This is a genomic window from Bradyrhizobium sp. MV1.5 (assembly GCF_055807615.1).
The window spans coordinates 20,519-47,328 of record NZ_JBVVPL010000039.1; the positions used below are offsets into that span (position 1 = coordinate 20,519).

General features: G+C 64.3%; 26 protein-coding genes. 10 read left to right on the forward strand and 16 right to left on the reverse strand.

Features of this window, described 5'->3' with window-relative positions; translation table 11 throughout:
- Nucleotide 1: 1 nt before the first annotated feature.
- Both AC0L2J_RS27925 and AC0L2J_RS27930 read right to left on the reverse strand, forming a co-directional pair.
- Nucleotides 2–568 (reverse strand): YciE/YciF ferroxidase family protein, encoded by a 567-nt coding sequence (locus AC0L2J_RS27925; RefSeq protein ID WP_007612902.1) that lies wholly within the window; start codon nucleotides 566–568, stop codon nucleotides 2–4.
- 112 nt (nucleotides 569–680) lie between these two features.
- Nucleotides 681–887 carry a hypothetical protein gene (locus AC0L2J_RS27930; protein WP_007612900.1) on the reverse strand — a complete coding sequence of 69 codons (207 nt, stop codon included), beginning with the start codon at nucleotides 885–887 and terminating at the stop codon, nucleotides 681–683.
- Nucleotides 888–976: 89 nt separating this feature from the next.
- On the opposite strand from AC0L2J_RS27930, the gene AC0L2J_RS27935 reads away from it, so the two are divergent.
- The 3 genes from AC0L2J_RS27935 to AC0L2J_RS27945 all read left to right on the forward strand — a co-directional run bounded on the left by AC0L2J_RS27935 (nucleotide 977) and on the right by AC0L2J_RS27945 (nucleotide 4,215).
- Nucleotides 977–1,603, forward strand: coding sequence for a MarC family protein (locus AC0L2J_RS27935; RefSeq protein WP_473395145.1), 627 nt, complete (start codon nucleotides 977–979; stop codon nucleotides 1,601–1,603).
- 158 nt (nucleotides 1,604–1,761) lie between these two features.
- The gene (locus AC0L2J_RS27940; protein ID WP_473395146.1) at nucleotides 1,762–2,415 is read left to right on the forward strand and encodes a class II aldolase/adducin family protein; all 654 of its coding nucleotides are present in this window, start codon (nucleotides 1,762–1,764) and stop codon (nucleotides 2,413–2,415) included.
- Between the two features lie 12 nt (nucleotides 2,416–2,427).
- Nucleotides 2,428–4,215, forward strand: a complete 1,788-nt coding sequence (locus tag AC0L2J_RS27945) for a chloride channel protein (RefSeq protein ID WP_007612892.1) — start codon at nucleotides 2,428–2,430, stop codon at nucleotides 4,213–4,215.
- Between the two features lie 50 nt (nucleotides 4,216–4,265).
- Here the strand turns inward: AC0L2J_RS27945 and AC0L2J_RS27950 are convergent, their stop codons facing one another.
- A complete protein-coding gene (locus AC0L2J_RS27950) occupies nucleotides 4,266–4,523 on the reverse strand; it encodes a DUF2798 domain-containing protein (protein ID WP_473395147.1) in 258 nt (85 codons plus the stop codon).
- Between the two features lie 289 nt (nucleotides 4,524–4,812).
- Here AC0L2J_RS27950 and AC0L2J_RS27955 point away from each other — a divergent pair, with 289 nt between their 5' ends.
- Nucleotides 4,813–5,202 (forward strand): hypothetical protein, encoded by a 390-nt coding sequence (locus AC0L2J_RS27955; protein WP_473395148.1) that lies wholly within the window; start codon nucleotides 4,813–4,815, stop codon nucleotides 5,200–5,202.
- A gap of 925 nt (nucleotides 5,203–6,127) precedes the next feature.
- On the opposite strand, the gene AC0L2J_RS27960 is transcribed toward AC0L2J_RS27955, so the two are convergent.
- Nucleotides 6,128–6,346, reverse strand: a complete 219-nt coding sequence (locus tag AC0L2J_RS27960; RefSeq protein ID WP_007612884.1) for a hypothetical protein — start codon at nucleotides 6,344–6,346, stop codon at nucleotides 6,128–6,130.
- 228 nt (nucleotides 6,347–6,574) lie between these two features.
- On the opposite strand from AC0L2J_RS27960, the gene AC0L2J_RS27965 reads away from it, so the two are divergent.
- The 4 genes from AC0L2J_RS27965 to uraD all read left to right on the forward strand — a co-directional run bounded on the left by AC0L2J_RS27965 (nucleotide 6,575) and on the right by uraD (nucleotide 9,185).
- Nucleotides 6,575–6,853: a hypothetical protein gene (locus AC0L2J_RS27965; protein WP_007612882.1), complete on the forward strand. Its 279-nt coding sequence runs from the start codon at nucleotides 6,575–6,577 to the stop codon at nucleotides 6,851–6,853.
- Nucleotides 6,854–6,942: 89 nt separating this feature from the next.
- On the forward strand, nucleotides 6,943–7,356 hold the full coding sequence (locus tag AC0L2J_RS27970; RefSeq protein WP_007601448.1) for a DUF3830 family protein: 414 nt from the start codon (nucleotides 6,943–6,945) through the stop codon (nucleotides 7,354–7,356).
- Complete coding sequence (gene puuE, locus AC0L2J_RS27975; RefSeq protein WP_473395149.1) at nucleotides 7,357–8,292, forward strand: allantoinase PuuE; 936 nt, start codon at nucleotides 7,357–7,359, stop codon at nucleotides 8,290–8,292. It abuts the gene before it with no gap.
- Nucleotides 8,293–8,297: 5 nt separating this feature from the next.
- Nucleotides 8,298–9,185, forward strand: a complete 888-nt coding sequence (gene uraD, locus AC0L2J_RS27980; RefSeq protein ID WP_473395150.1) for a 2-oxo-4-hydroxy-4-carboxy-5-ureidoimidazoline decarboxylase — start codon at nucleotides 8,298–8,300, stop codon at nucleotides 9,183–9,185.
- On the opposite strand, the gene AC0L2J_RS27985 is transcribed toward uraD, so the two are convergent.
- Together AC0L2J_RS27985 and AC0L2J_RS27990 are read right to left on the reverse strand one after the other, a co-directional pair.
- Nucleotides 9,182–11,908, reverse strand: a complete 2,727-nt coding sequence (locus AC0L2J_RS27985) for a molybdopterin-dependent oxidoreductase (RefSeq protein WP_473395151.1) — start codon at nucleotides 11,906–11,908, stop codon at nucleotides 9,182–9,184. The two genes, uraD and AC0L2J_RS27985, sit on opposite strands and share 4 nt — an antisense overlap.
- On the reverse strand, nucleotides 11,905–12,732 hold the full coding sequence (locus AC0L2J_RS27990) for an FAD binding domain-containing protein (RefSeq protein ID WP_007612868.1): 828 nt from the start codon (nucleotides 12,730–12,732) through the stop codon (nucleotides 11,905–11,907). The genes AC0L2J_RS27985 and AC0L2J_RS27990 overlap by 4 nt, the downstream gene beginning before the upstream one ends.
- A gap of 153 nt (nucleotides 12,733–12,885) precedes the next feature.
- Here AC0L2J_RS27990 and AC0L2J_RS27995 point away from each other — a divergent pair, with 153 nt between their 5' ends.
- The gene (locus tag AC0L2J_RS27995) at nucleotides 12,886–14,235 is read left to right on the forward strand and encodes an 8-oxoguanine deaminase (RefSeq protein WP_007612864.1); all 1,350 of its coding nucleotides are present in this window, start codon (nucleotides 12,886–12,888) and stop codon (nucleotides 14,233–14,235) included.
- A gap of 112 nt (nucleotides 14,236–14,347) precedes the next feature.
- Here the strand turns inward: AC0L2J_RS27995 and AC0L2J_RS28000 are convergent, their stop codons facing one another.
- The 4 genes from AC0L2J_RS28000 to AC0L2J_RS28015 form a co-directional block, all read right to left on the reverse strand.
- Nucleotides 14,348–15,424: a BMP family ABC transporter substrate-binding protein gene (locus AC0L2J_RS28000; protein ID WP_007612862.1), complete on the reverse strand. Its 1,077-nt coding sequence runs from the start codon at nucleotides 15,422–15,424 to the stop codon at nucleotides 14,348–14,350.
- A 78-nt stretch (nucleotides 15,425–15,502) separates the two neighbouring features.
- Nucleotides 15,503–16,420 carry an ABC transporter permease gene (locus AC0L2J_RS28005; protein WP_473395152.1) on the reverse strand — a complete coding sequence of 306 codons (918 nt, stop codon included), beginning with the start codon at nucleotides 16,418–16,420 and terminating at the stop codon, nucleotides 15,503–15,505.
- Nucleotides 16,407–17,498 (reverse strand): ABC transporter permease, encoded by a 1,092-nt coding sequence (locus AC0L2J_RS28010; protein WP_473395153.1) that lies wholly within the window; start codon nucleotides 17,496–17,498, stop codon nucleotides 16,407–16,409. Before AC0L2J_RS28010 ends, AC0L2J_RS28005 begins: the two co-directional genes overlap by 14 nt.
- Complete coding sequence (locus AC0L2J_RS28015; RefSeq protein WP_473395154.1) at nucleotides 17,482–19,053, reverse strand: ABC transporter ATP-binding protein; 1,572 nt, start codon at nucleotides 19,051–19,053, stop codon at nucleotides 17,482–17,484. Before AC0L2J_RS28015 ends, AC0L2J_RS28010 begins: the two co-directional genes overlap by 17 nt.
- A 571-nt stretch (nucleotides 19,054–19,624) precedes the next feature.
- Here AC0L2J_RS28015 and AC0L2J_RS28020 point away from each other — a divergent pair.
- Complete coding sequence (locus tag AC0L2J_RS28020; protein ID WP_473395155.1) at nucleotides 19,625–20,734, forward strand: hypothetical protein; 1,110 nt, start codon at nucleotides 19,625–19,627, stop codon at nucleotides 20,732–20,734.
- Between the two features lie 134 nt (nucleotides 20,735–20,868).
- Here AC0L2J_RS28020 and AC0L2J_RS28025 read toward each other — a convergent pair whose 3' ends face one another.
- The 6 genes from AC0L2J_RS28025 to AC0L2J_RS28050 are packed head-to-tail and all read right to left on the reverse strand — an operon-like array spanning nucleotide 20,869 to nucleotide 26,740.
- A complete protein-coding gene (locus AC0L2J_RS28025; RefSeq protein WP_473395156.1) occupies nucleotides 20,869–21,354 on the reverse strand; it encodes a nucleoside deaminase in 486 nt (161 codons plus the stop codon).
- Nucleotides 21,355–21,366: 12 nt separating this feature from the next.
- Nucleotides 21,367–22,899, reverse strand: coding sequence for an ABC transporter ATP-binding protein (locus AC0L2J_RS28030; protein WP_084777535.1), 1,533 nt, complete (start codon nucleotides 22,897–22,899; stop codon nucleotides 21,367–21,369).
- On the reverse strand, nucleotides 22,896–23,579 hold the full coding sequence (gene biuH, locus AC0L2J_RS28035; protein ID WP_473395157.1) for a biuret amidohydrolase: 684 nt from the start codon (nucleotides 23,577–23,579) through the stop codon (nucleotides 22,896–22,898). Before biuH ends, AC0L2J_RS28030 begins: the two co-directional genes overlap by 4 nt.
- Nucleotides 23,580–23,590: 11 nt before the next feature.
- A complete protein-coding gene (locus tag AC0L2J_RS28040) occupies nucleotides 23,591–24,517 on the reverse strand; it encodes an ABC transporter permease (protein WP_007612833.1) in 927 nt (308 codons plus the stop codon).
- A gap of 1 nt (nucleotide 24,518) precedes the next feature.
- Nucleotides 24,519–25,631 (reverse strand): ABC transporter permease, encoded by a 1,113-nt coding sequence (locus tag AC0L2J_RS28045; RefSeq protein ID WP_007612831.1) that lies wholly within the window; start codon nucleotides 25,629–25,631, stop codon nucleotides 24,519–24,521.
- Nucleotides 25,628–26,740, reverse strand: a complete 1,113-nt coding sequence (locus tag AC0L2J_RS28050) for a BMP family ABC transporter substrate-binding protein (RefSeq protein WP_473395158.1) — start codon at nucleotides 26,738–26,740, stop codon at nucleotides 25,628–25,630. Before AC0L2J_RS28050 ends, AC0L2J_RS28045 begins: the two co-directional genes overlap by 4 nt.
- Nucleotides 26,741–26,810 lie beyond the last annotated feature (70 nt).

The following is a 26,810-nucleotide window of genomic DNA, read 5'->3' on the forward strand; positions in this document are numbered from 1 at the left end:
CTCAGGCCGCTTGGCGGTATTCCTCTTCCGCCTCGAGGTTGATCACGGAGGTGGCAAGCTCGGTCAGCGTGTGATCGGTCGCCTCTTCCTCGTCCAGCGTCGCCTGGAGCAGCCTTGCAGCGTCCTGCATGCCGAGCTCCTCGGCCCAGGTGCGCAGCGTGCCGTAGCGGGAGATTTCGTAATGCTCGACCGCTTGCGCGGCTGCGAGCAGGCCGGCGTCCAGCGCAGGCGCGTTCTTGAACTCCTTCATGATCTCGGCGCCTTCGTCGGTGATGCCGTTGATCGCTTCGCAAGGCTTGCCGCGGGCCGGCTTGCCAAGCATCTTGAAGATCTGGTCGAGACGTTTGACCTGGCCCTGGGTCTCGCGCAAATGCTTGTTGAAAGCCGCCGCGAGCTCCTTCGAGTTGGCAGCCTTGGCCATCTTGGGCAAGGTCTTGATGATCTTGTTCTCGGCGAAATAGATATCCTTGAGCGTTTCCAGGAATAGGTCGCTCAACATCTTCGGCGCTTGACGGGCGCGGCCCGTCGACGATTTCTTGGTTGTGCGCTTCTTCGCTTTCTTGGCCATAAATCCTCCTGTCGAGGTGACACGGGAAGGCATCGCCTTCCTCAATCCTCAGGCGATCCAAGCCTTTAGGTGAACGAAAGTTCCAAACGGCAAGCTGCACTCGCCGCGTCGCTCAGGTCGGACGCTTGTACGGGTCTTCCTGGCGCTGCCGCTCCTCGGTGTTGCGGTCGAGCTGCGCGCGCTCGCGGCGCCGCAGACGGCCCGCCTTCGCCACGCCGTAGACGAGGACCCCACCGAGCACGAAGGCTCCGATGAACCAGAGCCAGAGCAGGTTGCCCGAAAGGTGGCCCAGCAACATTCCAATTCCACTGTCGCTCATTGTGCATCTCCGGTGATTTTCAAAGCGGTTCTGCCGGGCTAAGTCAGTCCGCCAGCCATCGTTCCTGTGTCCAGGGAGCCCACCGAGACATGATTGATTTCTCCCTGTCCGCGTTCGTCACGTTGCTGCTGGTGGTCGATCCCGTGGGCCTTGCGCCCGCCTTCCTCGCCGCGACCGGAGGCATGCCCGACAAGACCAAACGCACCATCGCGCTACGCGCGCCGCTGATTGCGGCGTCGATCCTGGTGGTGATTGCCCTGATCGGAAACTGGCTGCTGCGCCAGCTCGGGATCGGCATCCCCGCCTTCCAGATCGCCGGCGGGCTGCTGCTGTTCGGCGTGTCCTATCAGATGATCTTCGGCGACCGTCCGCATCGCGAGGCCCGCGAGGCCGACAAGGCGAGCTCCGAGCATGCCTCCGATGTCGCGGTATTCCCGCTGGCGATCCCGATGATGGCCGGTCCCGGCGCGATCGCGACCACGCTGCTCCTGACGGGCGATGCCGGCTACGGGCCGAGGCTCGCGATCATCATCGTGGTCGTCCTCGCCGTGTGCCTGCTCTGCATGCTCTGCTTTGTCTTCGCGAACATGATCGCGCGGAGCCTTGGGCGCACCGGCAACGCCGTCCTCTCGCGCGTGCTCGGCATGCTGCTCGCGGCCTATTCGGTGCAGTTCGTGATCAACGGCATCGCGGCGGTCCGGGCGAGCTTGTCATAGAGCTGCGACAATCTGTTAATGCGTTGATTTTCATGTTTATTTCATGATGCCATGAAGCGGCTGACGGGATCGCGCGTGATCCGGTCCGCTTTCTCTTGCGCTGCCATATTGCTTGACGTACTCCCCGTCTGACAGGCGCCCATCGTCAGGAAATCGAGATGTCGATGACAGCGGACGAGCTCGACAAGAGACAGGCCATCATCGGCGCCTGCCGCCGCATGAATACGCTCGGCATCAACCAGGGCACCTCGGGCAATATCAGCGTCCGGCATGTGGACGGGCTTCTGATCGCGCCGACCAACGTGCCCTACGACGCCATGACGCCGGACCAGATCGTGTTCATGACGATGAACGGCTCGCACTCGCCCGATCAGAAGCCGTCCAGCGAGTGGCGCTTCCACCTCGACATTCTGAAGGCCCGGCCAGACGTCAACGCTGTCGTCCACGCCCATCCGACCTATTGCACCATCCTGGCGATCATGGGCCTGGAGATCCCGCCCGTGCACTACATGATCGCGGCCGCCGGCGGCGACAGCATCCGCTGCGCGCCCTATGCCACATTCGGAACGGCAGAGCTGTCCGAACATGCCGTGCGGGCGCTGGAGGGCCGGCTTGCCTGCCTGCTCGACCATCACGGCATGATCGCGGTCGGCAAGTCGCTGGACAAGGCGATGTGGCTCGCCGTCGAGGTCGAGACGCTGGCGCGGCAATATCACGGCTGTCTCCAGATCGGAGAGCCGCCGCTGCTGTCGGGCGCCGAGATCGAGCGGGTCCGCCAGAGCATGTCCGGCTACGGCATGTCGGAAGAGTAGGGCGGGCCGAAAGTGTTCCTGCGGATCAGACATCTCGCCGACCGCAAGGGGACGAACCGTGTCATGGTTCGGCTGCGGGCGCTGCTGCGCAGCAACGAATTCTATCTGATCCCGCTGGCGCTGGTGATCGGCACGCTCGCCGGCGCCATCGTGACGCTGATGGCCGAGATTGCGCAGATTGCCCATATGGTGATCTACGGCATTCCCATCGACGTCCGCCTGTCCGCCAATACCAGCGTCAGTCCCTGGGCCGCGCTGATCGCGCCTGCGCTGGGTGGATTGGCGCTCGGTATCATGGAATGGTGGCGGCGACGGCTGAAGCTCTCCAGCGCGGTCGATCCGATCGAGGCGAACGCGCTGCGTGGCGGAAATCTGTCGATGCGCGACAGCGTGGTGGTGTCCAGCCAGACGCTGATCTCGAACGGCTGCGGCGCCTCCGTCGGCCTCGAGGCCGGCTATACCCAGATCGGCTCGGGCATCGCCTCGCTGCTCGGCAAGTTCTTCAATCTGCGCCGCAACGATCTGCGCCTGATTGTCGGCTGCGGCGCTGCTGCGGCGATCGCGGCCGCCTTCGGTGCACCGATCACCGGGGCCTTCTACGCCTGCGAGCTGATCGTCGGCGTCTATTCCGTCGGCAGCGCCGCGCCGATCCTCGCCGCCTCGCTCGCCGGTGCGCTGACCGCGCAATGGCTCGGCGGCGCGCCATACTCGCTCGAAATCCCCAAGGTGAGCGCCGTCGGCGTCGAGCAATATCTGGCGCTGATCGGGCTCGCGCTCGTCACCAGCGGCGTCGGCATCGCCGTGATGCGCTCGTCCTCGATGTTCGAGCGCCTGTTCAAATGGTTGCCGGTCTGGCTGCGCCCGGTGATCGGCGGGCTCATCGTCGGCGGCTTTGCGATTGTCACGCCGCAGGTGCTGGCGGCCGGCCACGGCGCCATGGTGCTCGATCTCTTTCACGACATGACGATCGGTCTGATTGCGCTGATCATCGCCCTGAAAGTGACGGCCTGCCTGATCTCGCTTGCCTCCGGCTTCCGCGGCGGGCTGTTCTTTGCCTCGCTGTTCGTGGGCAGCCTGATCGGAAAGTTCTTTTCCGCGGTGCTGCTCTTGATCAGCCCGAACTTCGTGATCGATCCGCTGGTGGCGATGCTGACGGGCATGGCGACCCTCGGTGTCGCCATCGTCGGCGGTCCCTTGACCATGTCGTTCCTCGTGCTCGAGATGACCCGCAACGTCGACGTCACCGCCGTGGTGCTCGCCGGCTGCATCGTCACCTCGATCTGCGTCCGCTTCATGTTCGGACACTCCTTCTCGACCTGGCGCCTGCATCTGCGCGGCGAGACCATCCGCAGCGCCAACGACGTCGGCTGGCTGCGCAACCTCACCGTCGAGCGGCTGATGCGCTCCGATGTCGGCAAGGTGCCGTCGACCACGACGATCGCCGCGGTCCGCCGCGAATTCGCGCTGGGCTCGCGGCCCGGGATCGTCATCGTCAACAATGCGGACGAATATGTCGGCCTCGTCCTGCTGCCCGACCTGTTCTCGGGCGACCTCGACAGCATCGCCGACGAGATCCAGGTGATCGAGCTCGCCCGCCTGACCGAGATCGTGCTGATCCCGGAAATGAACGTGAAGTCGGCGATGGCGGTGTTCGACGAAGCGGAGGCCGAGATGCTGGCAGTGGTCGATTCCACCGACAGCCGCAAGGTGGTCGGCTTCCTCACCGAGACCTTCGCCCGGCGCCGCTATGTCGAGGAGATCGACAAGGCGACGCGCGGCGTACTCGGCGCGCTGTCGTAAGGTCACGCGGAAGCGGGGCGGCGTGCGTCATGCGCCGCCGTCCGCGCCTGCTATCGGCCTGGCTGCGAGGGAGCAGCGACAACGCAAGCCACGATCCGGCGGACCAGTGGCAGCACCATCAGCAACGTGGGAAAGGCGACCAGCCATGACAGCGCCCAGGCACCCGGCCAGGTCGCGATGAACGCCGGCGTTGCGCCGAGGCTTCGAAGCGTGGAAATGACCGACACCACGGCCGTCATGAGGATGGACAGCACGAATGGCATCACGATCGGCGCATAGCGCGCCGGCAGTTTGCGAACCGCAATCATCCGATTTTCTCTTTGGAATAGAACGCGTCAGTCACGGTGAACCCAAGGATGGCATCGATCCCGACGGCGTCGGTTGATGCGTTGGTTCACGTAAAACGCTTACGGCGACCGGAAAACGGTGCGTCTGTTCATTATCCGCTCATGTTGGATGGTGCAAGCTGGATCTGGACGTTCGGTTTACAATCGTTCAAAGCGTGGCAGATTGCCGCGATCACGAAACCATTTCAGTGGTTTGCGCATTAAGTCTTGTTTGATGATGTGGCTTTGAGCAGAATATGGGAAGGTCAAGATGAATAAGGTTCCGACGATTTCTGCAGCCGGCCGCAACGTTGTGTTGGCAGCTTTCGCAAGTCTTGTTCTGATTTCGGCCTCTATCACGCCTTCGGCTGCCAACTCGCCCGCGCCTCCCAAGTCCGCTGCTGCGGGCCCGGCCGCTCCTGCTGCGACCGATTTCAGCGCGGCTCGCCGTCACCGCTATTATCGACGGGGTCCGAACGCTGCAGGCCTTGCCTTCATGGGCGTGGCGGCAGGTCTGATCGGCGGCGCGATCGCAGAGAGCAGGCGCCAGGAGTACTACGAGGAGCGCTATAATTACGGTCCCGGTCCTTACTACGGCGGCCAGGGATATTACGGCGGCGGTCCCTACTATGGTCCGCGTGGCTATTATCAGCCGTATTAGGCGCCTGTCCTCGCCGCAGCCTCGTTTCGCGCCAAGGGGCGGTGTTTTGCACCGCCCCTTGTTGCTTCTGCGCGAGGCGTCTGATTGCGCGACCTGTGTCGCGGGCGCGTCAATCCCCTCCGGGAAAAATATTCAGCTTTACCGAAATTCGGAAATGGCGTATGTGTCGCCCATCCCGGCTCATCCTTGAGGGGCGATCTTGTGGTCGTCACGTTCGCGAGCCGGGCTTGCGGTGGACGCGGCAGCGTTCGGGTGCGAGAGGCCAAGGGCAGGGCGGATTGCTCTCCGTGAGCCCATGGCTTCGTTCCGACGAGCGGCGCTGTTAGGTTCGTCTCGTCTGTAAGTTTCCGGCTCCGTCGACAGGGCTGGAAAAACTGCGGCGAAATGGCGGGCCGTGCGTACGGCAAAACCGTGTGGTCCTGGCCGTCGTTGCTACGGTCAAGCTCTTGCGGATGCGGCATGCGCGTCAACCGGCGCGGTGTCGGCGACTTTCGCTGGGGTGAGGGAGGCCAAAGAGAACTCGGCTCCCGGGAGAGCACGGCATAAGCCGTCCGACCATCGCGCAGGGAAGGCCGAGTGATTGGCTACACCTGTATGCTGCTGTGCGGTCTTCTTGCGCTACACCTTTCGCGCAGCAGACCGTGGGTGCCAGCCGGCACCCGGCCTTCCCTGCGCCCTCTTGGACAAGTGGGTGGAGTGACGAAGCAAAGCTCGGGCGAAACGCGCCGCGAGGACGCGAAGGCATGTATGCAATTAAAATGCGAGCTGGAAGAGTGGCGCTGCCGCCTCATACTCCGTCATTGCGAGCGCAGCGAAAGCATTCCAGAAATGCATCCGTGGAAAATGTCTGGTTTGCTTCGTCGCAAGAGCTCCTCGCAATGACGACATGGAGGCACTTTCGGTTGATCGCGCTAGGCTTCCGGCATCACCGTCCCGCTGGTGCAGACATCGCGCCGTTGGAATAGCGCGACCAGTCGGGCCCGGTCGGCTGCGATGGCCAGAGCGCGGCGTTGGAATCGCGCACCGACTGGGTGATGGGATGGGGTTGCGCCTTGCGGACATGACGGCGGTCGTTCGCCGCGGCAGTCTGGATGGTGGCGGCGGCAATCAGCGTCGCGCCGAGAATGATGAAAGTCTTTTGCATTGTTTCTTTCTCCCGTGACGACAGCCCGGCTGTGAGATGTGTGTTTTGTGTGGTCGCCGTCGCGGCTGACATGGCGACGCGCCTAGCCGATATCAGCGCTCGCGACATCACATTGGGGCGAGCCAATTTTCTAGCCTCGGCTAAATATTCGGCAATCGCGCCCGTGGCACCGATGGACTTGACCTGCGCAATCCGGTTCAATGGGCCAAATTTGGTTTTCAGGCGACAATGATGTCGAAATATCTGCTTGTCCTTCTGCTGATCGCCTCGCCGGCCGTGGCCCAGGTCAAGCTGACCCCAAAAACATCGGCGGCGCATCCGGACCCCTGCGTGCCGATCGGGCGGACCGCGGACGGCAAGCTGGTCTACTCCATGAAATGCGAGAATCTGCCGGTGCCGCCTCCGCCGCCGCAGGCAGAACTGAGGGAGGCGCCGCAGCCCGCCGCCGAGCCGGAGCCCGAGACGCGGCGGAGTGGCGTTTTCGGCTGGTCCTACGACCGCAGGTAACGGGCCGCGCCCCTTGCGCGAAGCCCGACGGAATGCTCTTTGCCTGAAAATTCCCCGTGGGGCCATCGCCCCCGATCCAGAGAGATGAGATGACCAAACTCGTTATCCGTGCCGGCGACTTCACCTTCGATGCCCGTTTCGAGGAGCAAGCGGCACCCAAGACTGTCGCCGCGTTCCGCAAGGCGCTGCCGTTCGAAAGCCACATCATCCACGTGCGCTGGAGCGGCGAGGGCGTGTGGATGCCGCTCGGCGACCTCGATTTCGGCGTCGGCTATGAGAACCACACCAGCTATCCCGCGCCCGGCCAGATCATCCTCTATCCCGGCGGCATCAGCGAGACCGAGATCCTGATGGCCTATGGCGGCGTGCACTTCGCGAGCAAGATGGGCCAGCTCGCCGGCAACCATTTCATCACGCTGACCTCCGGCCTGGAGAATCTGGCGACGCTCGGCAAGAGCGTGCTGTGGAAGGGCGCGCTGCCGATCCGCTTCGAGGAAGTCTGAGTGACTGGTACCCGCTACCCGCGCGATCTCCGCGGCTACGGCCGCAACCCGCCGCACCCGCAATGGCCCGGCAACGCGCGCGTCGCCGTGCAGTTCGTCGTCAATTTCGAGGAGGGCAGCGAAAACAACATCCTGCATGGCGACCCTGCCTCGGAAGCGTTTCTGTCCGACGTGCTCGGCGCACAGCCTTGGCCCGGCCAGCGCCACGCCAATATCGAATCGATGTTCGAATATGGCTCGCGCGCCGGCTTCTGGCGGCTGTGGCGGATATTCAGCGAGCGGAAGTGGCCGACCACCGTGTTCGGTGTCGCCACAGCGCTGAAGCGCAATCCGGAAATCGTTGCTGCCATGAAGGAGGCGGGCTGGGATATCGCCAGCCACAGCCTGAAATGGATCGAGCACAAGGACATGACCGAGGCGCAGGAGCGCGCGGAGATCGCGGAAGCGATCCGCGTCCACACCGCGGCGACCGGCTCGCGGCCGCTCGGCTGGTATACCGGACGCTCCTCGATCAACACCAACCGACTGTTGATGGAGGAGGGCGGCTTCCTCTATCTCAGCGATTCCTATGCCGACGATCTGCCCTATTGGCTCAAGGGCGCGAGCGGCAAGCAGCTCGTCATTCCCTATACGCTCGACGCCAACGACATGCGCTTCATCAACCCGCAAGGATTTGCCGAAGGCGAGCAGTTCTTCACCTATCTGAAGGATGCCTTCGACGTGCTCTATGCCGAAGGCGAGAGCGCGCCGAGGATGATGTCGGTCGGCCTGCACTGTCGTCTCGCCGGCCGCCCCGGCCGCGCGGCGGGGCTGATCCGCTTCCTCGACTACATCGGCAAGCACGACCGCGTCTGGGTGCCGACGCGGTTGCAGATCGCACAGCATTGGCACGACAAGCTCACGCATCTTGCGGCCGACGCATTCGAGATCGGGTGAGGACGATGTCGCAGATATCGCTGTCTGATCTCAATGCCGCCGATGAAGCCGATTTCGTTGCCGCCCTCGCCAACGTCGTTGAATATTCGCCGTGGATCGCCGGGCAACTGGCCGCGAAGCGACCGTTCGCCGGCATCAACCAGTTGCACGCCGCGCTGATGGCGGCGATCCAGAGTGCCGAACCCGAGGTGCAATTGGCGTTGATCCGGGCGCATCCGGACCTCGCCAACAAGACCCAGCGCGCGGCGGGGCTCACCGCGGAATCGGCCGACGAGCAGAACAGCGCCGGCCTCGACCGGCTGTCGGAGGCCGAATACGCGGCGTTCGAGCGCGTCAACAATGCCTATCGTGAGAAATTCGACATCCCCTATATCGTGTGCGTGCGTCGTCACACCAGGGATTCCGTGCTGCGCGATTTCGAGACGCGGTTGCGCAATATCGCCAAGACCGAGACACGACGTGCGATCGAGGAGATCGGCCGTATCTCGGCGTTGCGGCTCGATCAACTCGTCGCAGCCGATGACAAGCTCAAGGTCCATGGCCGGCTCTCGACCCATGTGCTGGACAACCACGCCGGCAAGCCCGCACCGGGCATTCCGGTCGAGCTGGTCGAGCTCGCGAACCTCGGCGAAAGCCGCGTGATAGCGCGCGCGGTGACCAATGCGGACGGCCGCACCGATCAGCCGCTGATCGGCGGCCGCCCGCTGCCGATCGGCCGCTACGAGCTCCGGTTTAGCGTCGCCAAATATTACGCCGAGCGCAACGTGCAGCTCACCGACCCGCCGTTCCTCGACGAGATCCCGCTACGCTTCGCGATCAGCGAGCCGGAGAGCCACTACCACGTGCCGCTGCTGGTCACGCCGTGGAGCTATTCGACCTACCGCGGCAGTTAGTTACCGAACTTCTCGTGCAGCGCCGGAAACAGCCGGTCCGGCTTGAAGGGCGGCGCCGTGAAGCGAATGCCGGTGGCATCGGCAATCGCGTTGCCGAGGGCGGCGGCGACCGGATTGTACGGGCTCTCGCTCATCGACTTCGCCCCCAGCGGGCCGATCGTGTCGGAGGTCTCGGCGAAGAAGACCTCGGTACGGGGCACGTCGGCGAAGGAGGGCAGGTGGTAGTCGCGGAATTTGGGGTTGGCGACGCGGCCGTCCGCGTCGATCACCATCTCCTCGTAGAGCGCGGCACCGAGCGCCTGCGCGACACCGCCTTCGACCTGACCGCGGCACTGCATGGGATTGGCGACGACGCCGGCGTCCGCCGCATGCACGCTCCTGAGAATCCGGAGCTCGCCGGTGCCCTTGTTCACGGCGACGCGAAAGCCTTGCACGTTGAAGCCGACCGAACGCGGCGTGCCGCCGGAATTGCCGGCGCCTGCGAACGGCTGTCCGCGTTCGCGCGCGAGCTTTGCCAGCTCCATAAAGGACATCCGCCGCACGCCACTGACGACGGCTTCGCTCTCGAGCGCGCAGCTCCCGACGTCGCAGAGCCATGCGCCGGCGGCGGCCGCCTTCAGCTCGGTTGCAAGCTGCATGGCTGCCGCATGCGTCGCCTTGCCTGCCACGAACATGCCGGCGCTGCCATAGGCGCCGGTGTCGTGGCCGCCATGGGCGGTGTCGGACTGGCGCAGGCGGATCCGGTCGACGGTGGTCGCAAGCGTCGTCGCCGCGATCTGCCGGTGCACGGTGCTGGTGCCGTTGCCGAATTCGGCGGTGCCGACGGTGAGGTCAAAGCCGCCGTCGTCGTTGAGCGTGACCATCGCATCCGCGAGATGGCCCGCCGGGGGCACCGTGTCGATCATGGTCAGCGCGATGCCCTCGCCGATCAGCCACTCCGGCGACAGGCCTGGCTGCGGGCCATCAGCCTGCATCGCGCGCTCGACGAGGTCGAGGCATTGGTCCAGCCCGTAGGAGCCGTAGTGCACGTCGTGAAATTCCGACGGCGGCGGCGATACCATGGGGTCGCCGGGCTTGACGACGTTGCGCCGGCGCATCTCGTAAGGGCTGATGCCGAGCTGCTTGGCCAGTTCGTCGATCGCGGCCTCGACCGCAATCAGTGTTTGCGGCAAGCCATAACCGCGAAACGCGCCTGCCGGCACCGTATTGGTATAGACCGCATAGCCGTCGACCCGTTTGTTCGGGCAGTTGTAGACGCTGATGGATTCGGCCAGCGAGTGGAACATCACGGGGCCGGCGTGATTGCCGTAGGCGCCGGTGTTGGAGAGGACGTCGAGCTGGAGCGCGGTGAGCTTGCCGTCCGCGTCGGCCCCGGCCTTGACGTGGACCCGCATCGGATGCCGCGTCGAGGTTGCGATGAACTGCTCCTCGCGGGTGAGCTCCAGCTTCACCGGCCGCCCGGTCTTGAGCGCGGCGAGCGCCAGAATGTCCTCCACGAACATCTCCTGCTTGCCGCCAAAGCCGCCGCCGACGCGCTCGCAGAACACGCGGACCTTGTCCATGGGAAGCTCGAAGATATCAGACAGCGCGCGCCTAGTCAGGAACGGCACCTGCGTCGAGGTGCGGACATTGAGCACGCCGGAAGCGTCGAGCCAGGCGAGGCCGCCGTGAGTTTCCAAAGCGGCATGCTGCACACGGTGACTATGGAAGGTGCCCTCGAAGGTGGCGGCGGATGTCGCGAACGCAGCCGCCACGTCGCCGAATTCGCCATGCGTCTCCGCGGCGAGGTTGCGCTGGGCGTCGGCAACGCGGTTCGCAGTGGTGCGGTCGGGATGAATGACAGGCGCGCCGGGCGCCATCGCCTGCTCCGGATCGATCAGCGCAGGCAGAAGCTCGTAGCGGACCTTCAGCCGGCGGCATGCGTCCTCAGCGGCGGCTTCGCTGTCTGCGACCACGGCGGCGACCTTCTGGCCGATGAAGCGGATGAGGTCGTCGAGGACACGGGTGTCCTCGGGATCCATCCAGTCCTTCTCGTGCCGCGCGGTCGAGAGCAGGATCGTGGGCGCATCCTCATGCGTCAGCACCGCGTGGACGCCGGGAACGGCCAGTGCTTCCGACTTGTCGATCGCGACGATCCTCGCGTGGGCGTGCGGTGAACGGAGCAGCTTGATATGCAGCAAGCCGTCGATCTGCGTGTCGAACGTGTAGCGCGCCTTGCCGCGCACGATATCGCGGCCAGCTGGTGCCGGCAGGCTGCGGCCGAATGCGGCGCCGGCCTCGACGCTCTCCTCGATGTTGGTCTTGCCGAGCAACGCATCCTCGATCGATCGATAACCGGTGCAGCGGCAGATATTGCCCTTCAGCGCCACGCCGAGATCGGTGCGCTGCGCCTGGTTCAGCGAGGCGCAGGTCAGGATCATGCCGGCGGTGCAGAAGCCGCATTGAAAGCCCTGTGCGTCAAGGAAAGCCTGCTGCATCGGGTGCGTGCCGCCGTCTCCGCCCAGACCTTCGATCGTGGTAACGGCACGGCCGTCGGCGCGGAATGCCGGGATCAGGCAGCTATGCACCGGCTCGCCGTCCAGCAGCACGGTGCAGGCGCCGCAATCGCCGGCGTCGCAACCCTTCTTCACGCCGAAATGACCGAGCTCGCGCAGGAACGTGCGCAGGCACTGGCCGGCGCGCGGCACTTGCGAAAACGGCTTGCCGTCGACCTCGAAGCTCATGACGACGTCGCTCCGAGGAGTTCGTCGCGGATCTCTTCGGCAAGCCGCAGTGTCATGTGCTTGCGCCAGAGCGGCTTGCCGTGAATGTCGGTGTGGTACAGATCGTCCGTGATCTGCTGCGCGATGGCCTCGCGAAGTGCTTTCGCGGCGGGGGCCTCGCGAAAGGACAACCGGATTGGCCGCACTGTCGATGCGGTGACCGTGAGCGTCAGCGTGCCATCGGTATCCAGGCTGCCGATCAGAAGCGCCGCCGAACGGCCGACCGGCGCCAGCGAGATCTGGCGGAAGGCCGTACGACGCTTCAACGCGGCAATCGGAACATCGATCTGCCGGAGCAGGTCCCCCGGCGCCAGAAGGTTGTGTTGGTTGCCGGTGACGAAGTCGACGACGGGCATCATCTGTTCGCCACCGCCGGCCTTCCAGATGGTGCAGACGCCGTCCAGCGCAGCCGTGAGCGAGATCATCGGTCCTGCCGGCAGCGACATGCAGAGATTGCCGCCGACCGTCGCCGTCTTCCAGATCTTGAACGAAGCAAGGAAGGCGCGGCAGCACTGGTTGATCAGCGGCGCCGCGAACCAGTCGCGTGGGCAGACGAATCCATCGAGCTGCGCAACGGTGCAGGTGGCCGCGATGCTGAAATGGCTCTCGGTGACCGTCAGCGCCGGCCATTTCAGGTCGGTGAGATCGATGAGCCGAGTGAGTTGAACTTGCGGCTCCGAGAACAGCCAGGTGCCGCCCGCGAGCCAAGCATCACCTGGCGTCCAAACAGGCAGCTGCGCGCGCGTTTGCGGATGGGCGACCGCTGTGATGGTATTCAAGTCCATGGCGACGCCAACGCTTCCAACGAGTGAATCGAGCCAGGAGAAAGTCTTGCAAGACGAGCGCCAAGTCGCAACAACAAGTCGCAGCAAAAGTGCAATCAGGCCGGCCCCTGTCGTGCAAGCCTGTCGTCAGCGGATGTGAGGAGAAGCAGGTTGATGAGCAACGCAAAGCCGATCTGGATCAGGGATCCCCTGGCTAGCCTCGCCGATGGCGCCGAGCGCGGGATCGTGGTGAAAGGCGGCCGGATCGTCGAGCTGGTGCCGGCCGGCGCTGCGCCCGCAACCGCTGACGTCGCGGTGTTCGATGCTAGCGACCACGTCGTGCTGCCGGGCCTCATCAACACCCATCACCATTTTTACCAGACGCTGACGCGGGCGTTGCCGGCGGCGATGGACCGCGAGCTGTTTCCCTGGCTCCAGGCGCTCTACCCGGTGTGGGCGAAGCTGACGCCGGATGCGCTCGAGCTCGGCGTCACGGTGGCGATGTCCGAACTGCTGCTGTCGGGCTGCACCACCACGACGGATCATCACTACGTATTTCCGGCAGGGCTCGAAGACGCCGTCGATATCGAGGTGGCGGTGGCCAGGCGGCTGGGCGTGCGCGTACTGCTCACGCGCGGCTCGATGAACCTGTCGCAGCGCGACGGCGGTCTGCCGCCCGATAGCGTCGTGCAGGATGAGGACACCATCCTCGCGGACAGCGCGCGCGTGGTCGCCAGGCACCATCAGCGCGGTGCGGATGCGATGGTGCAGATCGCGCTCGCGCCTTGCTCGCCGTTCTCGGTGACGACATCCCTGATGCGCGCCACCGCCGATCTGGCCGAGAAGCTCGACGTGCGCCTGCATACCCATCTTGCCGAGACCGAGGACGAGAACAAATTCTGCCAGGAGATGTACGGCTGCCGTCCGCTCGACTATCTCGAACAATGCGGCTGGCTCAATGCGCGGACGTGGCTCGCCCACGGCATCTTCTTCAATGCAGACGAGATGAAGCGGCTCGGCAGGGCGAAGACAACGATCAGTCATTGCGCCTGCAGCAACCAACTCCTGGCCTCCGGCTGCTGCCCCGTCTGCGAGATGGAGGAGGCCGGTGTCGGCATCGGCATCGGCGTCGATGGCTCGGCCTCGAACGACGGATCGAACCTGATGCAGGAGGTGCGGGCCGCGTTCCTGCTGCAACGTGCCCGCTACGGAGTGACGAAGGTCAGTCACAAGGATGCGCTGCGCTGGGCCACCAAGGGCTCGGCGGCCTGCATCGGCCGGCCGGAACTCGGCGACATCGCCGTCGGTAAGACGGCCGACCTCGCGCTGTTCCGGCTCGACGAGCTACGCTTCTCCGGCCATGGCGATCCCCTGGCCGCACTTGTGCTGTGCGGGGCGCATCGGGCTGACAGAGTGATGGTGGCCGGAAAATGGGCCGTGATCGACGGGACGATCCCGGGGCTGGATGTGGCAGACCTCATCCGCCGCCACAGTTCGGCGGCGCGGGCCATGCAGGCCGGATAATAATCAGGCGAAAATTGAAAGAGGGGGCGACCACAAGTGCCGGGTGCTTCTGGCCACCCCCTCCGAACCTGTTCCGGGAGGAGCAGGTGATCTAGGCAATGCAAGAAGCGTGCTACTTGCCCGGCAGCTTGTCGTCGATGCCCTTGACGTAGAAATTCATGCCGAGGATTTGGCCGTCGTCGAGATTGGCGCCGCCCTTGCACTCGACAGGCTTGCCGTCCTGCCCAACGACCGGGCACTTGAACGGATGCAGCTTGCCCGCAGTGATCGCGGCCTGGGCATCCTCGGCGATCTTCTTCACGTCGTCAGGCATGTTGGTGTAGGGCGCCATCGCGAACATGTGGCTGTCGAGGCCGCCCCAGCTGTCCTCCGATTTCCAGGTTCCGTCGAGCTCGGCCTTGACCCGGGCGATGTAGTAGGGACCCCAGGTATCGAGGATCGAGGTCAGCTGGGTCTTCGGCCCGAACTTGATCATCTCGGAATCTTGGCCGAAGGCGAGCTTGCCGCGTTCGCTGGCGATCTGCATTGCCGCCGGCGAATCGGTGTGCTGCATGATGATGTCGGCGCCCTGGTCGATCAGCGCCTTGGCGGCGTCGGCTTCCTTGCCCGGGTCGAACCAGGTATTGGCCCAGATGATCTTGACCTTGATGTTCGGGTTGATGGTCTGCGCAGCGAGGATCGTCGCGTTGATGCCGGAGACGACCTCGGGAATCGGGAACGAGCCGATATAGCCGAGCACGCCGGACTTCGACATCTTGGCCGCGATCAGGCCCTGGATGTAGCGGCCTTGGTACCATTTGGCCGAATAGGTCGACATGTTCGGGTTGCGCTTGTATCCGGTCGCGTGCTCGAAATGCACATTCGGATATTTCTTCGCGACCTTCAGCGTCGGATCCATGTAGCCGAACGAGGTGGTGAAGATCAGCTTGTTGCCGGCGCGGACGAGCTGCTCGATCGAGCGCTCGGCGTCGGGGCCTTCAGGCACGTTTTCGAGAAAAGTGGTCTCGATCTTGTCGCCGAGCTCCTTCACCAGCGCCTGGCGTGCCAGCTCATGCTGATAGGTCCAACCGAGGTCACCGACCGGGCCAAGGTAGATAAATCCGACTTTCAGCTTGTCGGCGGCGGAGGCTGCACTGACGCTCCCGGCAAGCAAAAGCCCGGCAGCCAGCGCAAGAAGTGATTTCCTCATCATCAATCTCCAAACATCAGGGGAAAGCCACGATCCCCAACGTGCGCGCCCCATCGCGCACGCCGCGGAAATGAAACGCTAGCGGTCGGGCACGAACACGGTGCCAAGCGCAGCCGGTGCGGTCGATCCGCCCGTGCGCGCACGGGAGAGCAGGACCAGGACGATGACCGTCGCAAGGTAAGGCAGCGCCGACATGAGCTGCGAGGGAATGCCGACGCCCCAGCCCTGCGCGTGCAGCTGCAGGATCGTCACCGCGCCGAACAGATACGCGCCGACCACGAGGCGGCCCGGCCGCCAGGACGAGAACACCACCAGCGCCAGTGCGATCCAGCCGCGACCTGCGGTCATGCCCGGAATGAAGAACGGCGTATAGGCGAGCGGCAGATAAGCGCCGGCAAGTCCGGCGCAGGCGCCGCCGAACATCACGGCGAAGGTCCGGATCCGCAGCACGGGGTAGCCGAGTGCATGCGCAGACACGTGGTTGTCGCCGCAGGCGCGCAGGATCAATCCTGGCCGCGTGCGGTACAGGAACCACCAGACGCCGGCGACCAGCGCCAGCGAAAAATAGACGAAGGCGTCCTCGCCGAACAGCACGCGGCCGATCAGTGGGATGTCCGTGAGGCCGGGAATGTCAAGATGCGCTGCCGGCGTGATGCGCTCGCCGACGAAACCGGCGCCGATCAGGCCGGAGAGTCCGACGCCCAGGATGGTCAGCGCCAGCCCTGTCGCAACCTGGTTGACGGCAAGTCCGAGCGCCATCAACGCGAAGACCAGCGACATCAACGAGCCGGCGACGATGCCGAACAGCGCGCCGATAAAGATCGAGCCGGTCAGCCACGCACCCGCAAAGCCACATGCGGCGCCGACGATCATCATGCCCTCGACGCCGAGATTGAGCACGCCGGAACGCTCGGTCACGAGCTCGCCGGTCGCCGCGATCAGGAGCGGCGTCGAGGCGGCGAGCACTGCGAGAATGATGGCTTCAATGAGTTCCACGAGCCACCTGTCGGTTCGGGAAGACCAGCTTGAAGCGATAGAGAATGAGGGAATCGCAGGCGAGCACGTAGAACAGCAGGATGCCTTGAAAAACCTTGGTGACGTCCAACGGGATCTTCATCGCGATCTGCGCCTGCTCGCCGCCGATAAAGGTCAACGCGAGAAAAAGGCCTGCAATTAATATTCCAAGGGGGTTCAACCGGCCGAGAAAGGCGACGATGATCGCCGTAAAACCGTAACCCGGCGAGATGCCGGGCTGCAGATGCCCGACCGGACCCGCGACCTCGATGATGCCGGCGAGGCCTGCCAGCGCGCCCGAGACGGCGAAGGTCAGGATGATCAGCTGGTTGGAATTGAAGCCGCCGAACCGCGCGGCACGAGGCGCCGCACCGACCACGCGAATCTCGAATCCCTTGATGGTGCGCCCGAGCAGGATCGCCGCGCCAGCGACGACGAGCAGGGCGATGATCGAGCCGAGATGCAGCCGGCCGCCCTCGATCAGCAACGGCACCGTTGCGACCGGATCGAACTCGGCCGTGGTCGGGAAGTTGAATCCGTGCGGATCGCGCCAGGGGCCGCGCACGAGATAGTCGAGGAAGAGATCGGCGACGTACACCAGCATCAGGCTGGTCAGGATTTCGCTGGCGCCGAACTTCACCTTGCAGATTGCCGGGATCAGTGCGTAGAGCGCGCCGGCGGCGGCGGCGAGCACGAGCATGACCGGCAGCACCCAGACGCCGGCGTCGGTGCCCTGCGTCTTCACCGCAATCCAGCTTCCGGCGACTGCACCGATCAGGAACTGCCCTTCGGCGCCGATGTTCCAGGCATTGGCGAGATAGCAGAGCGACAGTCCGATCGCGATCATCACCAGCGGTGTGGCCTTCACCGCGATTTCCTGGAGCGAATAGCTGTCGGTCAAAGGGGCGATGAAATAGGCGTGCAGGGCGAGCAGCGGATTCTTGCCGAGGATCGCGAACAGGATGACCATGGTCACGATCGTGAGGCCGATCGCGATCAGCGGAGAGATCAGCGCGATCGTGTTGGAGCGTTCGGCGCGCTTCTCAAGCACCAACTGCATGCGCGGCCTCCCTCGGCTCCAGCGTGCTGCCGCCCATCAACAGGCCGAGTTTTTCGCGCGTCGCCTCGCTGGCGGCGAGCGGTGCGGATAGATGGCCATGGAACATCACGGCGATGCGGTCGGCGATTTCCGCGAGCTCGTCGAGGTCCTGGCTGGTCACGAGTACGGCGGCGCCTGCGGTTGCGAGATCAAGCAGTGCCTGGCGGATGACGGCGGCAGCGCCGGCGTCGACGCCCCAGGTCGGTTGGCTCACCACCAGCACCGCGGGATTGCGCAGGATCTCGCGTCCCACGATGAATTTCTGCAAATTGCCGCCGGAGAGGGATGCTGCTTCCGGATCGCGCTTGGCCTTGCGGACGTCGAACGTCTCGGTTGCGCGGTCGACCGTCTTCAGAGTGGCCGCAGTATCGATGAAGCCGTGATGGACCATGCCGCTGGCGGCGTGCCCGGTGAGCAGCGCATTCTCCGAAAGCTTCATGCGCGGCGCGGTGCCGTGGCCGAGCCGCTCCTCTGGAACGAAGGCCGCCCCGAGCTTGCGGCGCTGCGTGATCGAGAGATGGCCGGCGGCAAGGCCTTCGATTACGATCGTGCCGGGATCCTTCGACAGGCGTTCGCCGGACAGCGCGGCGAACAATTCGTCCTGGCCGTTGCCGGCGACCCCGGCGATGCCGAAGATCTCGCCGCCTTTTAGCTCGAACGAGATGTGCTCAAGGCGCACGCCATGCGCCTCGCCGGGGGCGAGCGAGAGGTCGTTGACGACGAGGCGCGGCACGGTCGTCTGCCGGCCTGCGGTCGCCTTCACCTCCTTGATCTCGCCGCCGACCATCATGCGCGCGAGTGAAGCGGCGGTTTCAAGCCTGGGATTGCAGGTCTCCACCTTCTTGCCGCCGCGCAGGATCGTTGCCGTGTCGCACAGGCGCTTCACCTCCTCGAGCTTGTGGCTGATGTAGAGGATGGCGCGACCTTCGGCCTTGAGCCGCTCCAGCACGACGAAGAGCTGGTCGGCTTCCTGTGGCGTCAGCACCGCGGTGGGTTCGTCAAGGATCAGGAATTGCGGATCCTGCATCAGCGCGCGCACGATCTCGATGCGCTGGCGCTCGCCGACCGACAATTGCCAGACCTCGCGTTTGGGATCGAGCGGCAATCCATAAGTCTTCGACACCTGCTCAAGCCGCGCCGACATGTCCTTGAAGGATTCTCTCCCGTCGAGGCCGAGCGCGACGTTCTCCGCGACAGTGAGATTGTCGAACAATGAGAAGTGCTGGAACACCATGCCAATGCCGCGGCTGCGCGCCTCCGAGGGACCGGACAGCATGATCGGCTGGCCCCGCCAGAAAATCTGGCCGGCGCTGGGCTGGATCAGCCCGTAGATCGCCTTGACCAGCGTCGACTTGCCGGCGCCGTTCTCGCCCAGCAACGCATGGATTTCCGTTGGCCAGATATCGATGTCGATGGCATCGTTGGCGAGGAAATCGCCATAGCGCTTGGTGAGCCCGACCGTCCTGAGGAGCGGGGACTCGCCGGAATGCAGGCTGTTAGCCGTGGGATCCAACATTCGCTGATGCGCTTGCATAGGGTGAAGTGCCTCAATACTGGGCTAGTTTGAACCGCTGCGTAAGGTGTGAAAAAGCGTCATCCCTTGCTCAACGCTTCGGCAGGCAGGTGGTGTCGGCGAGTCGCAGCTCTCGCCTGCGGCGATCGTCTTCAGATATCTTCCGAGCAGCCTTTGCAGTCATGGCTTGCGTATGACGCCTGTTGCAAATTTGTGACGGCTCAAGCCAAATCGGAACGCGCTATGCAGGCTTGGCGTGAAGTTAAGCAGAGACGCGCCATCACGCGTATGCATTTGCGAACACTGCGACAGTAGCTCCCGCCCATTCTGTCTGCCTCGTCCGCTCGACATGAAAAGGCGAGCGAAATCAAATGGGAATATCCGGCAATGGCCGCTCTCGCCTGGCCGCGCGGCGGTGAGGTTGGCGTTCAAATCGGCCGGTGAAACGCAGTGCCCTGTGCAAACAAGCGGCATGCCTTGAAATAAGTTGAGGCTTCTCACTCCGGGAGATCGGCGCAAGTGTCGCACCCAAGGGACGTTCATTTTTACGTGTCCAAACTTGGGGGTATTCAGGATGTCGTTTCGTTTCAAGGCAATTGCAGCAGGCGCGCTGTCACTTGCCACGCTCGCTACCGGTGGCCTGGCTCAGGCGGCGGATCTGCCGGTCAAGGCTGCCAAGAAGGCGGCGGACCTTCCGTTCTTCCTGGTAATCGACGACCGCGTCACCTTCTCCTACATCTTCAATGCCTCGCAGCCCGGTGCGTTCACCAACACCAACGGCGTGATCAACGCCAAGACGACGAAGCAGGTCTACTCCTTCACCCACTTCGATGCCTGGACTTACGGCACCAACTTCTTCACCATCTCGATGTTCAAGTCGGACCACAACGATCCGGCAGGCCCGTGTACTGCCACAGGCGTGGTTGTGTCGCCGGCTGCAGGCTTCGCAGCGACGCCGACGAGCTGTGCCGGCGCGACGGAGATCTACGGCCTTTTCCGCTCAACCTTCGGCTGGAACGAAATCTTCAACACCAAGGCCTTCACGCAGGGGCCGCTGCATAACATCTCGTTCGAGGTTGGCATGGATGCCAACACGGAGAACCGGTATTTCGGCGCCGCCAAACGCGACGTTGTCGCCGGTCTGCAGTTCGCCTTCGACCTTCCTTATAAGGGCTACTTCAACGTAGCGCCGCTGGTGTATTGGGAGTTCGCCAACCACAACTCCTTCTCGCAGTGCGGCGCCGGTTGGTCCGCTCCGTGTATTGCCGACGGCAACACGTCGTTCAAGCCGACCTGGGCGATCGAAACCAACTACTATATGGACCTCGGCTTCCTGCCGCAGAACATGCAGTATTTCTCGATCAGCGGTCGCGCGGCGTGGTACGGCAAGAAGGGCACTGACACCGAGCCGCTTCCCGCCAGCGTTGCCAACAACGTCTATCCGACCAAGGTCGAGTTCAATTCCGAGCCGATCCGCCTGACCCTCGATGCCTCGAAGGCGATTTGGGGTGAGAAGTACTCGCACTTCGTCGACGTCTGGGTCGCCTATCGGTACTGGCAGAACAAGTTCGGCCTCGATCACAACAATGCCTTTGCTTGCACCACCTTCGTCGGTGGTACGAAGGTGAGCACCGGATCCTGCACCGAGTCCTCGCTCTACTCCGGTATCACTGTGAAGTTCTAGCCACCTGACATTCTTCAGGTGAACGACGATGGCGCCGCGTCAAACCTCCGCGGCGTCATCTTCATTTGGGGGATGGGTTGGGTACCGTCAGGCGGCCCTTCGGTGAGTGCGGGGCAAGGCCCGCTCGGCGCCGTCTACTTCGTCCACACGCCGTCGTGCAGGGCTTCGGCCTCGTCTTCGAGCAGCGGCCCCGCAACCTCTGTCGGCCGCTGGCCGCTGGTAAAGACCTCGCGACAGGGCAGGTCGAGTGTCGGGTTCTCCGGATGATCGCCGGTAATGCCGCGCAGGCGGTGCTCGCTGAGCCCGTAAACGACACGGCCGATGCCGGCCCAGTAGATCGAGCCGGCGCACATCGCGCAGGGCTCTGCGGAGGAATAGAGCGTGGCCCTCGCCAACACCTCGCGGTCGAGCGTGCGGCAGGCCTGCGTGGCGGCGAGGCGCTCGGCATGCGCGGTGCCGTCGTGATCCGGCATGTAGCCGTTCTCGGCTTCGATCAGGACCTTGCCCTCGGCATCGACGACGATGCAGCCGAAGGGATGGTTGCCGTGTGTGAGGGAACGGCGGGCGACCGCAAAGGAAAGGCGGAGGAAGTGCTCGTCGCGCCCGGATCCGCCGCTCATGCTCTTCCCCGGTCAATGCCCCGCCATATGCCGGCCGACCACGGTGAGATCGGCTTCGCTGGTCCGTGCTTCATACACGAATTCGCCGTGGAACATCACCACCAGCCGATCGGAGAGTTCAAGGAGTTCGTCGAGGTCCTCGCTGACCAGCAGCACCGCGGCGCCGCGGTTGCGCGCAGCCATGATCTCGGCATGGATTTGCGCCACCGCAGCGAAATCGAGCCCGAAGCAGGGATTGGCTGCGATCAGCACCTCGACGTCGCCGCCGAGCTCGCGGGCCAGCACGGCGCGCTGGACGTTGCCGCCCGACAGCGCCGAGATTGGCGTGTCGGGCGTGCGGGTCTTGATCTTGTACTGCGCGATCTTCTTCCTGGCATCGACGCGGAAGGCGCCGTGGTTGAGCCACCAGCCGAGGCTTGCGAAGGGCGCGCGGTCGAACTCGCGGAAGGCGATGTTGTCGGCGACGCTCATGCCGCCGACACAGGCGTTCTTCAGCGGCTCCTCCGGCAGGAGCGACATATTGTGCCGCCGCATCTCCTCGCGGCTGGCATGATAGGGATCGCCTGCGACGCGGATCTCGCCGCTCTCGGCTGCGCGCTGCCCCGCCAGCACCTCGACGAGCTGGCGCTGGCCGTTGCCGGAGACGCCGGCGATGCCGACGATCTCGCCGGCACGGACCGTGAGGGAGACGTCATGCACGGCGATGGCGCCGGCGTCGTCGAGCGCGCGCATCTTCGCCAGTTCAAGCCTCGCCTTGCCGGCTTCTCCGGTGCGCGGCGGCTGCACCGTCAGCTCCTCGGCGCCGATCATGGTGCGCGCCATCGCGTCCGGCGTCAGTTCGGAAACCTTGCCGGCGCCGGCAAGCTTGCCGCGGCGCAGGATCGTGACGTCGTCGGCGAAGGCCATGACCTCGCGGAACTTGTGCGTGATCATCAGGATGGTCAGCTCGCCCTTGACGACCATGTCGCGGAGCATGCCGAGTACTTCGTCAGCTTCCGCCGGGGTCAGCACCGAAGTCGGCTCGTCCAGAATCAGGAAGCGGCGCTTCAGGTAGAGCTGCTTGAGGATCTCGCACTTCTGCCGTTCGCCCGCGGAGATGTCGGAGACTTTTGAGCTGAGCGGTACCTTGAATGGCATGCGCGCGAGAAAGGCCTCGAGCTCCTTCATCTCTTTCGGCCAGTTCACGACAGCCGGCACGTCATCGCGCGCCAGCACCAGATTTTCGGCCACTGTCATCGCCGGCACCAGGGTGAAATGCTGGTAGACCATGCCGAGGCCGAGGGCGTGGGCGTCCTTCGGATTGCCGATCGCCTGCTCGCGGCCCCCGACGAGGATGTCGCCCTCGGTGGCGTGATAGTAACCCATGATGCATTTGACGAGGGTCGACTTGCCGGCGCCATTCTCGCCGAGCAACGCGTGGAACGAACCCGGCCGCACTTTCAGCGCGACATTGTCCAGCGCCAGGAAATCACCGAAGCGCATGGTCATAGCGATGGCATCGACGCCGAAGGCGCCCGATGGTGGAGGCGTTTCGCCGACGATCACGAAATCGCTCCGATGAAGGCGTCGGAGGTCGAGACCGCACCGAACACGCCACCCTGCATCTTGATCATCTTCAGCGCGTGGTCGTGGTTGCTCCTGTCGGTCGCGCCGCAGCAGTCATCTAACAGCACGCATTCGAAGCCGCGGTCGTTGGCCTCACGCATGGTGGTGTGAACGCAAACGTCGGTGGTGATCCCAGTGAGCACGATGTTCTCGATACCGCGCACGCGCAGGATCAACTCCAGATCGGTGGCGCAGAACGAGCCCTTGCCGGGCTTGTCGATGATGGGTTCGCCGGGCAGCGGCGCGAGCTCCGGGATGATGTCCCATCCGGGCTCGCCGCGCACCAGGATGCGGCCACACGGGCCGGGATCGCCGATGCCGGCGCCGATCTGCCGGGAACGCCAGCGCTTGTTGGCAGGCAAATCCGACAGATCGGGACGGTGGCCTTCGCGAGTATGGATGATGTGAAAGCCTTGGGCGCGCATAGCCGTCAGCAATTTCTTGATCGGCTCGATCGGCGCCCGTGTCAGTGAGAGGTCATAGCCCATCTTGTCGACATAGCCGCCGACGCCGCAGAAATCGGTCTGCATGTCGATGATGATGAGCGCGGTATTTTCGGGACGGAGATCGCCGTTATAGGGCCAGGCATAGGGCTCGGACTTGATGGTGCGCTCGGGCATGATCTGGCTCTCTAGCGGGTGATCGACAATTCGGCCGGGGCGCCGGTCAGCGTGCGTTTCGGCGAGCAGGTGATGATCATGATCGCCAGCGTCAGGATGTAGGGTGCGGCGTTGAAGAGGTGGTAGCCGGAGGTGACGCCGACCGATTGCAGCGCCGGGCCCAGCGCCGCGGCGCCGCCAAAGGCGAGCGAGGCCCACAGACACAGCAAGGGGTCCCAGCGCGCGAAGATCACGAGCGCCACGGCCGTGATGCCCTGGCCCGACGACAGGCCCTCGTTCCAGCTTCCGGGATAGAACAGCGACAGGAACGAACCACCGATGCCGGCGAGGAAGCCGCCGACCATGGTCGCGCGCAGGCGGATTAGCAGCACCGAGTGGCCCATCGCACGCGCGGCGTCCGAACTCTCGCCGGCGGTGCGGATCAAGAGGCCCCAGCGCGTGGTCCGGAAGGCCCAGTAGAGAATTGGCGCGAGCGCGACGCCGATCAGGAAGAGCACGTTGACCCGTAGGGCCGCGCGCACCTGCGGAATGTCGCTCCACCAGCCGAAATCAATCGCGGGCAGCCGAGGTGCTGTCGGCTCGATCAACGGTTTGCCGAGGTAGAAAGCTAGGCCGGTGCCGAACAACATCAGCGCGATGCCGACCGCGACGTCGTTGACGCGCGGCAGGGAGCAGATGCCGGCATGCAGGGCGCCCAGAAGCGCGCCGGTGATGCCAGCGGCGAGCACGCCGAGCCACGGCGATCCCGTGAGGTAGGAAATGCCGTAGGCGCTCATCGCGCCCATCACCAGCGTGCCTTCGAGGCCGAGATTGATGCGGCCGGAGCGCTCGGTGATACATTCGCCCAGGCTCACGAACAGGAACGGCGTCGAGACACGAATGGCGCCGCCGAGCACGGCGAGCGGGACCGTCCAGAGTCCGATCGAGCCGTCTGCCATCTCAGGACTTTCCCTTCAGAAACCCGATGCGGCCGTAGAGCGCATCGCTGGCCAGCACGAAGACGAAGATGATGCCTTGCAGCACCAGCACGGATGCATCCGGCAATCCAAGGCGGCGCTGCAACAGCCCGCCGCTGGCGCTGATACCACCGAGCAGGATCGCGACGGGGATAATGGCGAGCGGATTTTGCCGCGCCAGGAAGGCGACGAGAATCCCTGTGAAGCCGTAGCCTGCGGCGAGGTTGGCATTGGTGCGCCCCTGCACGGCGGCGACCTCGACCATGCCGGCAAGGCCAGCGGCGCCGCCGGCGAGGAAGCAGATGGTCAGGATCAGCTTGCTGACATTGAGGCCGACGATCTTCGCAGCGCGGATGTTGCCGCCGGCAACACGCGCGGCGAAGCCGAACACGGTGTGATAGATCAGGATATAGGCGGCGATCGCGGCGATCAGGCCGAATACGAGACCCCAATGCACGTCGGTGCCGGGAATCGATCCGATCATGTTGGCCGCGCCGATCTCGCGGGTCGACGGCTTGTTGAGGCTCGAGGGGTCGCGCATCACGCCTTCGACGAGATGGTTGAGGACCGCGAGCGCGATGTAGACGAGCAGCAGGCTTGAGATCGTTTCGTTGACGCCGCGATATTGCCGAAGCGCGCCCGAAAGCATGACCCACAGGCCGCCGCCGATCACGCCGGCGATGACCATGGCGATCTGCACGATGAGCGGCGGCATGCCCTGAAGCACCAGTGCCGCGCTGGTTGCCGACAGCGCGCCGATTAGGAGTGCGCCTTCGCCGCCGATAATGACCATGCCGAGCTGCGCCGGCAGCGCCGTGCAGAGTGCGGTAAGGATCAGCGGCGCCGCGCGCGTCAGCGTGTTCTGCCATGAAAACCAGGTGCCGAACGCGCCGTAGTACATGTAGAAATAGAGGTCGAGCGGACTCTTGCCGAACATTGCGACGAAGATGCCGAAGACGCCGAGCGCGCCGGCCAGCGCCGCGCCCGGGATCAGGATATATTCGATTGCTCCGCCGTGACGTTGGAGGAATCCCGGATCGGCGGCCGGGGCAACCGTCCCGACCGCATCAACAGGATCCGCAGCTTCCGTCGTCACGAAGTCGCCCCGACCACGCCCTCCACGAGATAGTCCATCTTCTCGAGCTCGGGATCCTTCTGGCCGCGATCGGTGCCGGCCGCGATCACCGTCTTGCCCTTGTTGTCGACCAGGCCTCCCTTGAAGATGGCGTAGCCGTCACCGGACAAGAACTTGGCCTTGACGTCGTCGGCGTGCTTGCGCGCCTCGGCGGAGACCGCTTCGCCATAGGGCGAGGTCTTGACGATCTCTTCCTTGAGGCCGCCGCGATAGAAGTTCGGGATGCTCTCGCCGGCGGCGATCATCTTCACGAACTTGGGGTACAGCGCTTCCCAGTTCCACTCGGCGCCCGTGAGATACGCCTTCGGCGCGAGCGGCGACTGGTTGACGTGATAGCCGCACACCATGGCGCCCCGTCGCGCGGCGTTCTCGACCATGGTCTTCGGACCGTCGACATGGCAGGTCAGCACGTCGACGCCCTGGTCGATCAGACTGTTGGTGGCCTCGGCTTCCTTGACCGGCATCGACCAGTCACCGGTGAAGATGACCTGCGTGGTAGCCTTGGGGTTGGCAAGCCTCGCGCCGAGCGCGAATGCGTTGATGTTGCGCAGCACCTGCGGGATCGGTTTCGCGGCGACGAAGCCGAGCTTGCCGCTCTTGGAGCTATAGCCGGCGACGATGCCCGAGATGTACTGGGCTTCATCGATATAGCCGAAATAGCTACCGGCGTTTTTCGGGTCCTTGTCGCTCCAGAGGCCGCCGCAGTGCTCGAAGTGCAGCTTCGGGAACTTGTTGGCCATCTTGATCATGTGAGGATTGTAGTAACCGAACGAGGTGGGAAAGAGCAGGGTGGCGCCGTCGAGATTGATCATGGACTCGATCGTCTTCTCGACCGCGTCGGTCTCCGGCACCTTCTCTTCTTCCACGACCTTGAGGCCGGGAATCTTTTTCAGCGCCGCCGCGCCCTGGGCATGTGCCTGGTTGTAGCCATAGTCGTCGCGCGAGCCGACGTAGATGAAACCGATGGTGGTCTCGGCCGCGAAGGCCGGACGAATGCCCGTCGCCGCACCGAGGGTGAGGGCCGCACCGCCCTGCAACAAATGACGTCGTGAGATCCTGCCAAATTCCATTGCTTGCTCCCCTTGGCGGATGCACCGCCTCATCTCGCGCTGCGCCGGTCTGGCGGAGCCCGGGATAGAT

Coding starts and splice junctions, on each gene's coding strand:
- AC0L2J_RS27925 (WP_007612902.1), bottom strand. CDS start 568: ATGGCCAAGAAAGCGAAGAAGCGCACAACCAAGAAATCGTCGACGGGC.
- AC0L2J_RS27930 (WP_007612900.1), bottom strand. CDS start 887: ATGAGCGACAGTGGAATTGGAATGTTGCTGGGCCACCTTTCGGGCAAC.
- AC0L2J_RS27935 (WP_473395145.1), top strand. CDS start 977: ATGATTGATTTCTCCCTGTCCGCGTTCGTCACGTTGCTGCTGGTGGTC.
- AC0L2J_RS27940 (WP_473395146.1), top strand. CDS start 1,762: ATGTCGATGACAGCGGACGAGCTCGACAAGAGACAGGCCATCATCGGC.
- AC0L2J_RS27950 (WP_473395147.1), bottom strand. CDS start 4,523: ATGATTGCGGTTCGCAAACTGCCGGCGCGCTATGCGCCGATCGTGATG.
- AC0L2J_RS27955 (WP_473395148.1), top strand. CDS start 4,813: ATGAATAAGGTTCCGACGATTTCTGCAGCCGGCCGCAACGTTGTGTTG.
- AC0L2J_RS27960 (WP_007612884.1), bottom strand. CDS start 6,346: ATGCAAAAGACTTTCATCATTCTCGGCGCGACGCTGATTGCCGCCGCC.
- AC0L2J_RS27965 (WP_007612882.1), top strand. CDS start 6,575: ATGATGTCGAAATATCTGCTTGTCCTTCTGCTGATCGCCTCGCCGGCC.
- AC0L2J_RS27970 (WP_007601448.1), top strand. CDS start 6,943: ATGACCAAACTCGTTATCCGTGCCGGCGACTTCACCTTCGATGCCCGT.
- uraD (WP_473395150.1), top strand. CDS start 8,298: ATGTCGCAGATATCGCTGTCTGATCTCAATGCCGCCGATGAAGCCGAT.
- AC0L2J_RS27985 (WP_473395151.1), bottom strand. CDS start 11,908: ATGAGCTTCGAGGTCGACGGCAAGCCGTTTTCGCAAGTGCCGCGCGCC.
- AC0L2J_RS27990 (WP_007612868.1), bottom strand. CDS start 12,732: ATGGACTTGAATACCATCACAGCGGTCGCCCATCCGCAAACGCGCGCG.
- AC0L2J_RS27995 (WP_007612864.1), top strand. CDS start 12,886: ATGAGCAACGCAAAGCCGATCTGGATCAGGGATCCCCTGGCTAGCCTC.
- AC0L2J_RS28000 (WP_007612862.1), bottom strand. CDS start 15,424: ATGAGGAAATCACTTCTTGCGCTGGCTGCCGGGCTTTTGCTTGCCGGG.
- AC0L2J_RS28010 (WP_473395153.1), bottom strand. CDS start 17,498: ATGCAGTTGGTGCTTGAGAAGCGCGCCGAACGCTCCAACACGATCGCG.
- AC0L2J_RS28015 (WP_473395154.1), bottom strand. CDS start 19,053: ATGTTGGATCCCACGGCTAACAGCCTGCATTCCGGCGAGTCCCCGCTC.
- AC0L2J_RS28020 (WP_473395155.1), top strand. CDS start 19,625: ATGTCGTTTCGTTTCAAGGCAATTGCAGCAGGCGCGCTGTCACTTGCC.
- AC0L2J_RS28025 (WP_473395156.1), bottom strand. CDS start 21,354: ATGAGCGGCGGATCCGGGCGCGACGAGCACTTCCTCCGCCTTTCCTTT.
- biuH (WP_473395157.1), bottom strand. CDS start 23,579: ATGCCCGAGCGCACCATCAAGTCCGAGCCCTATGCCTGGCCCTATAAC.
- AC0L2J_RS28040 (WP_007612833.1), bottom strand. CDS start 24,517: ATGGCAGACGGCTCGATCGGACTCTGGACGGTCCCGCTCGCCGTGCTC.
- AC0L2J_RS28050 (WP_473395158.1), bottom strand. CDS start 26,740: ATGGAATTTGGCAGGATCTCACGACGTCATTTGTTGCAGGGCGGTGCG.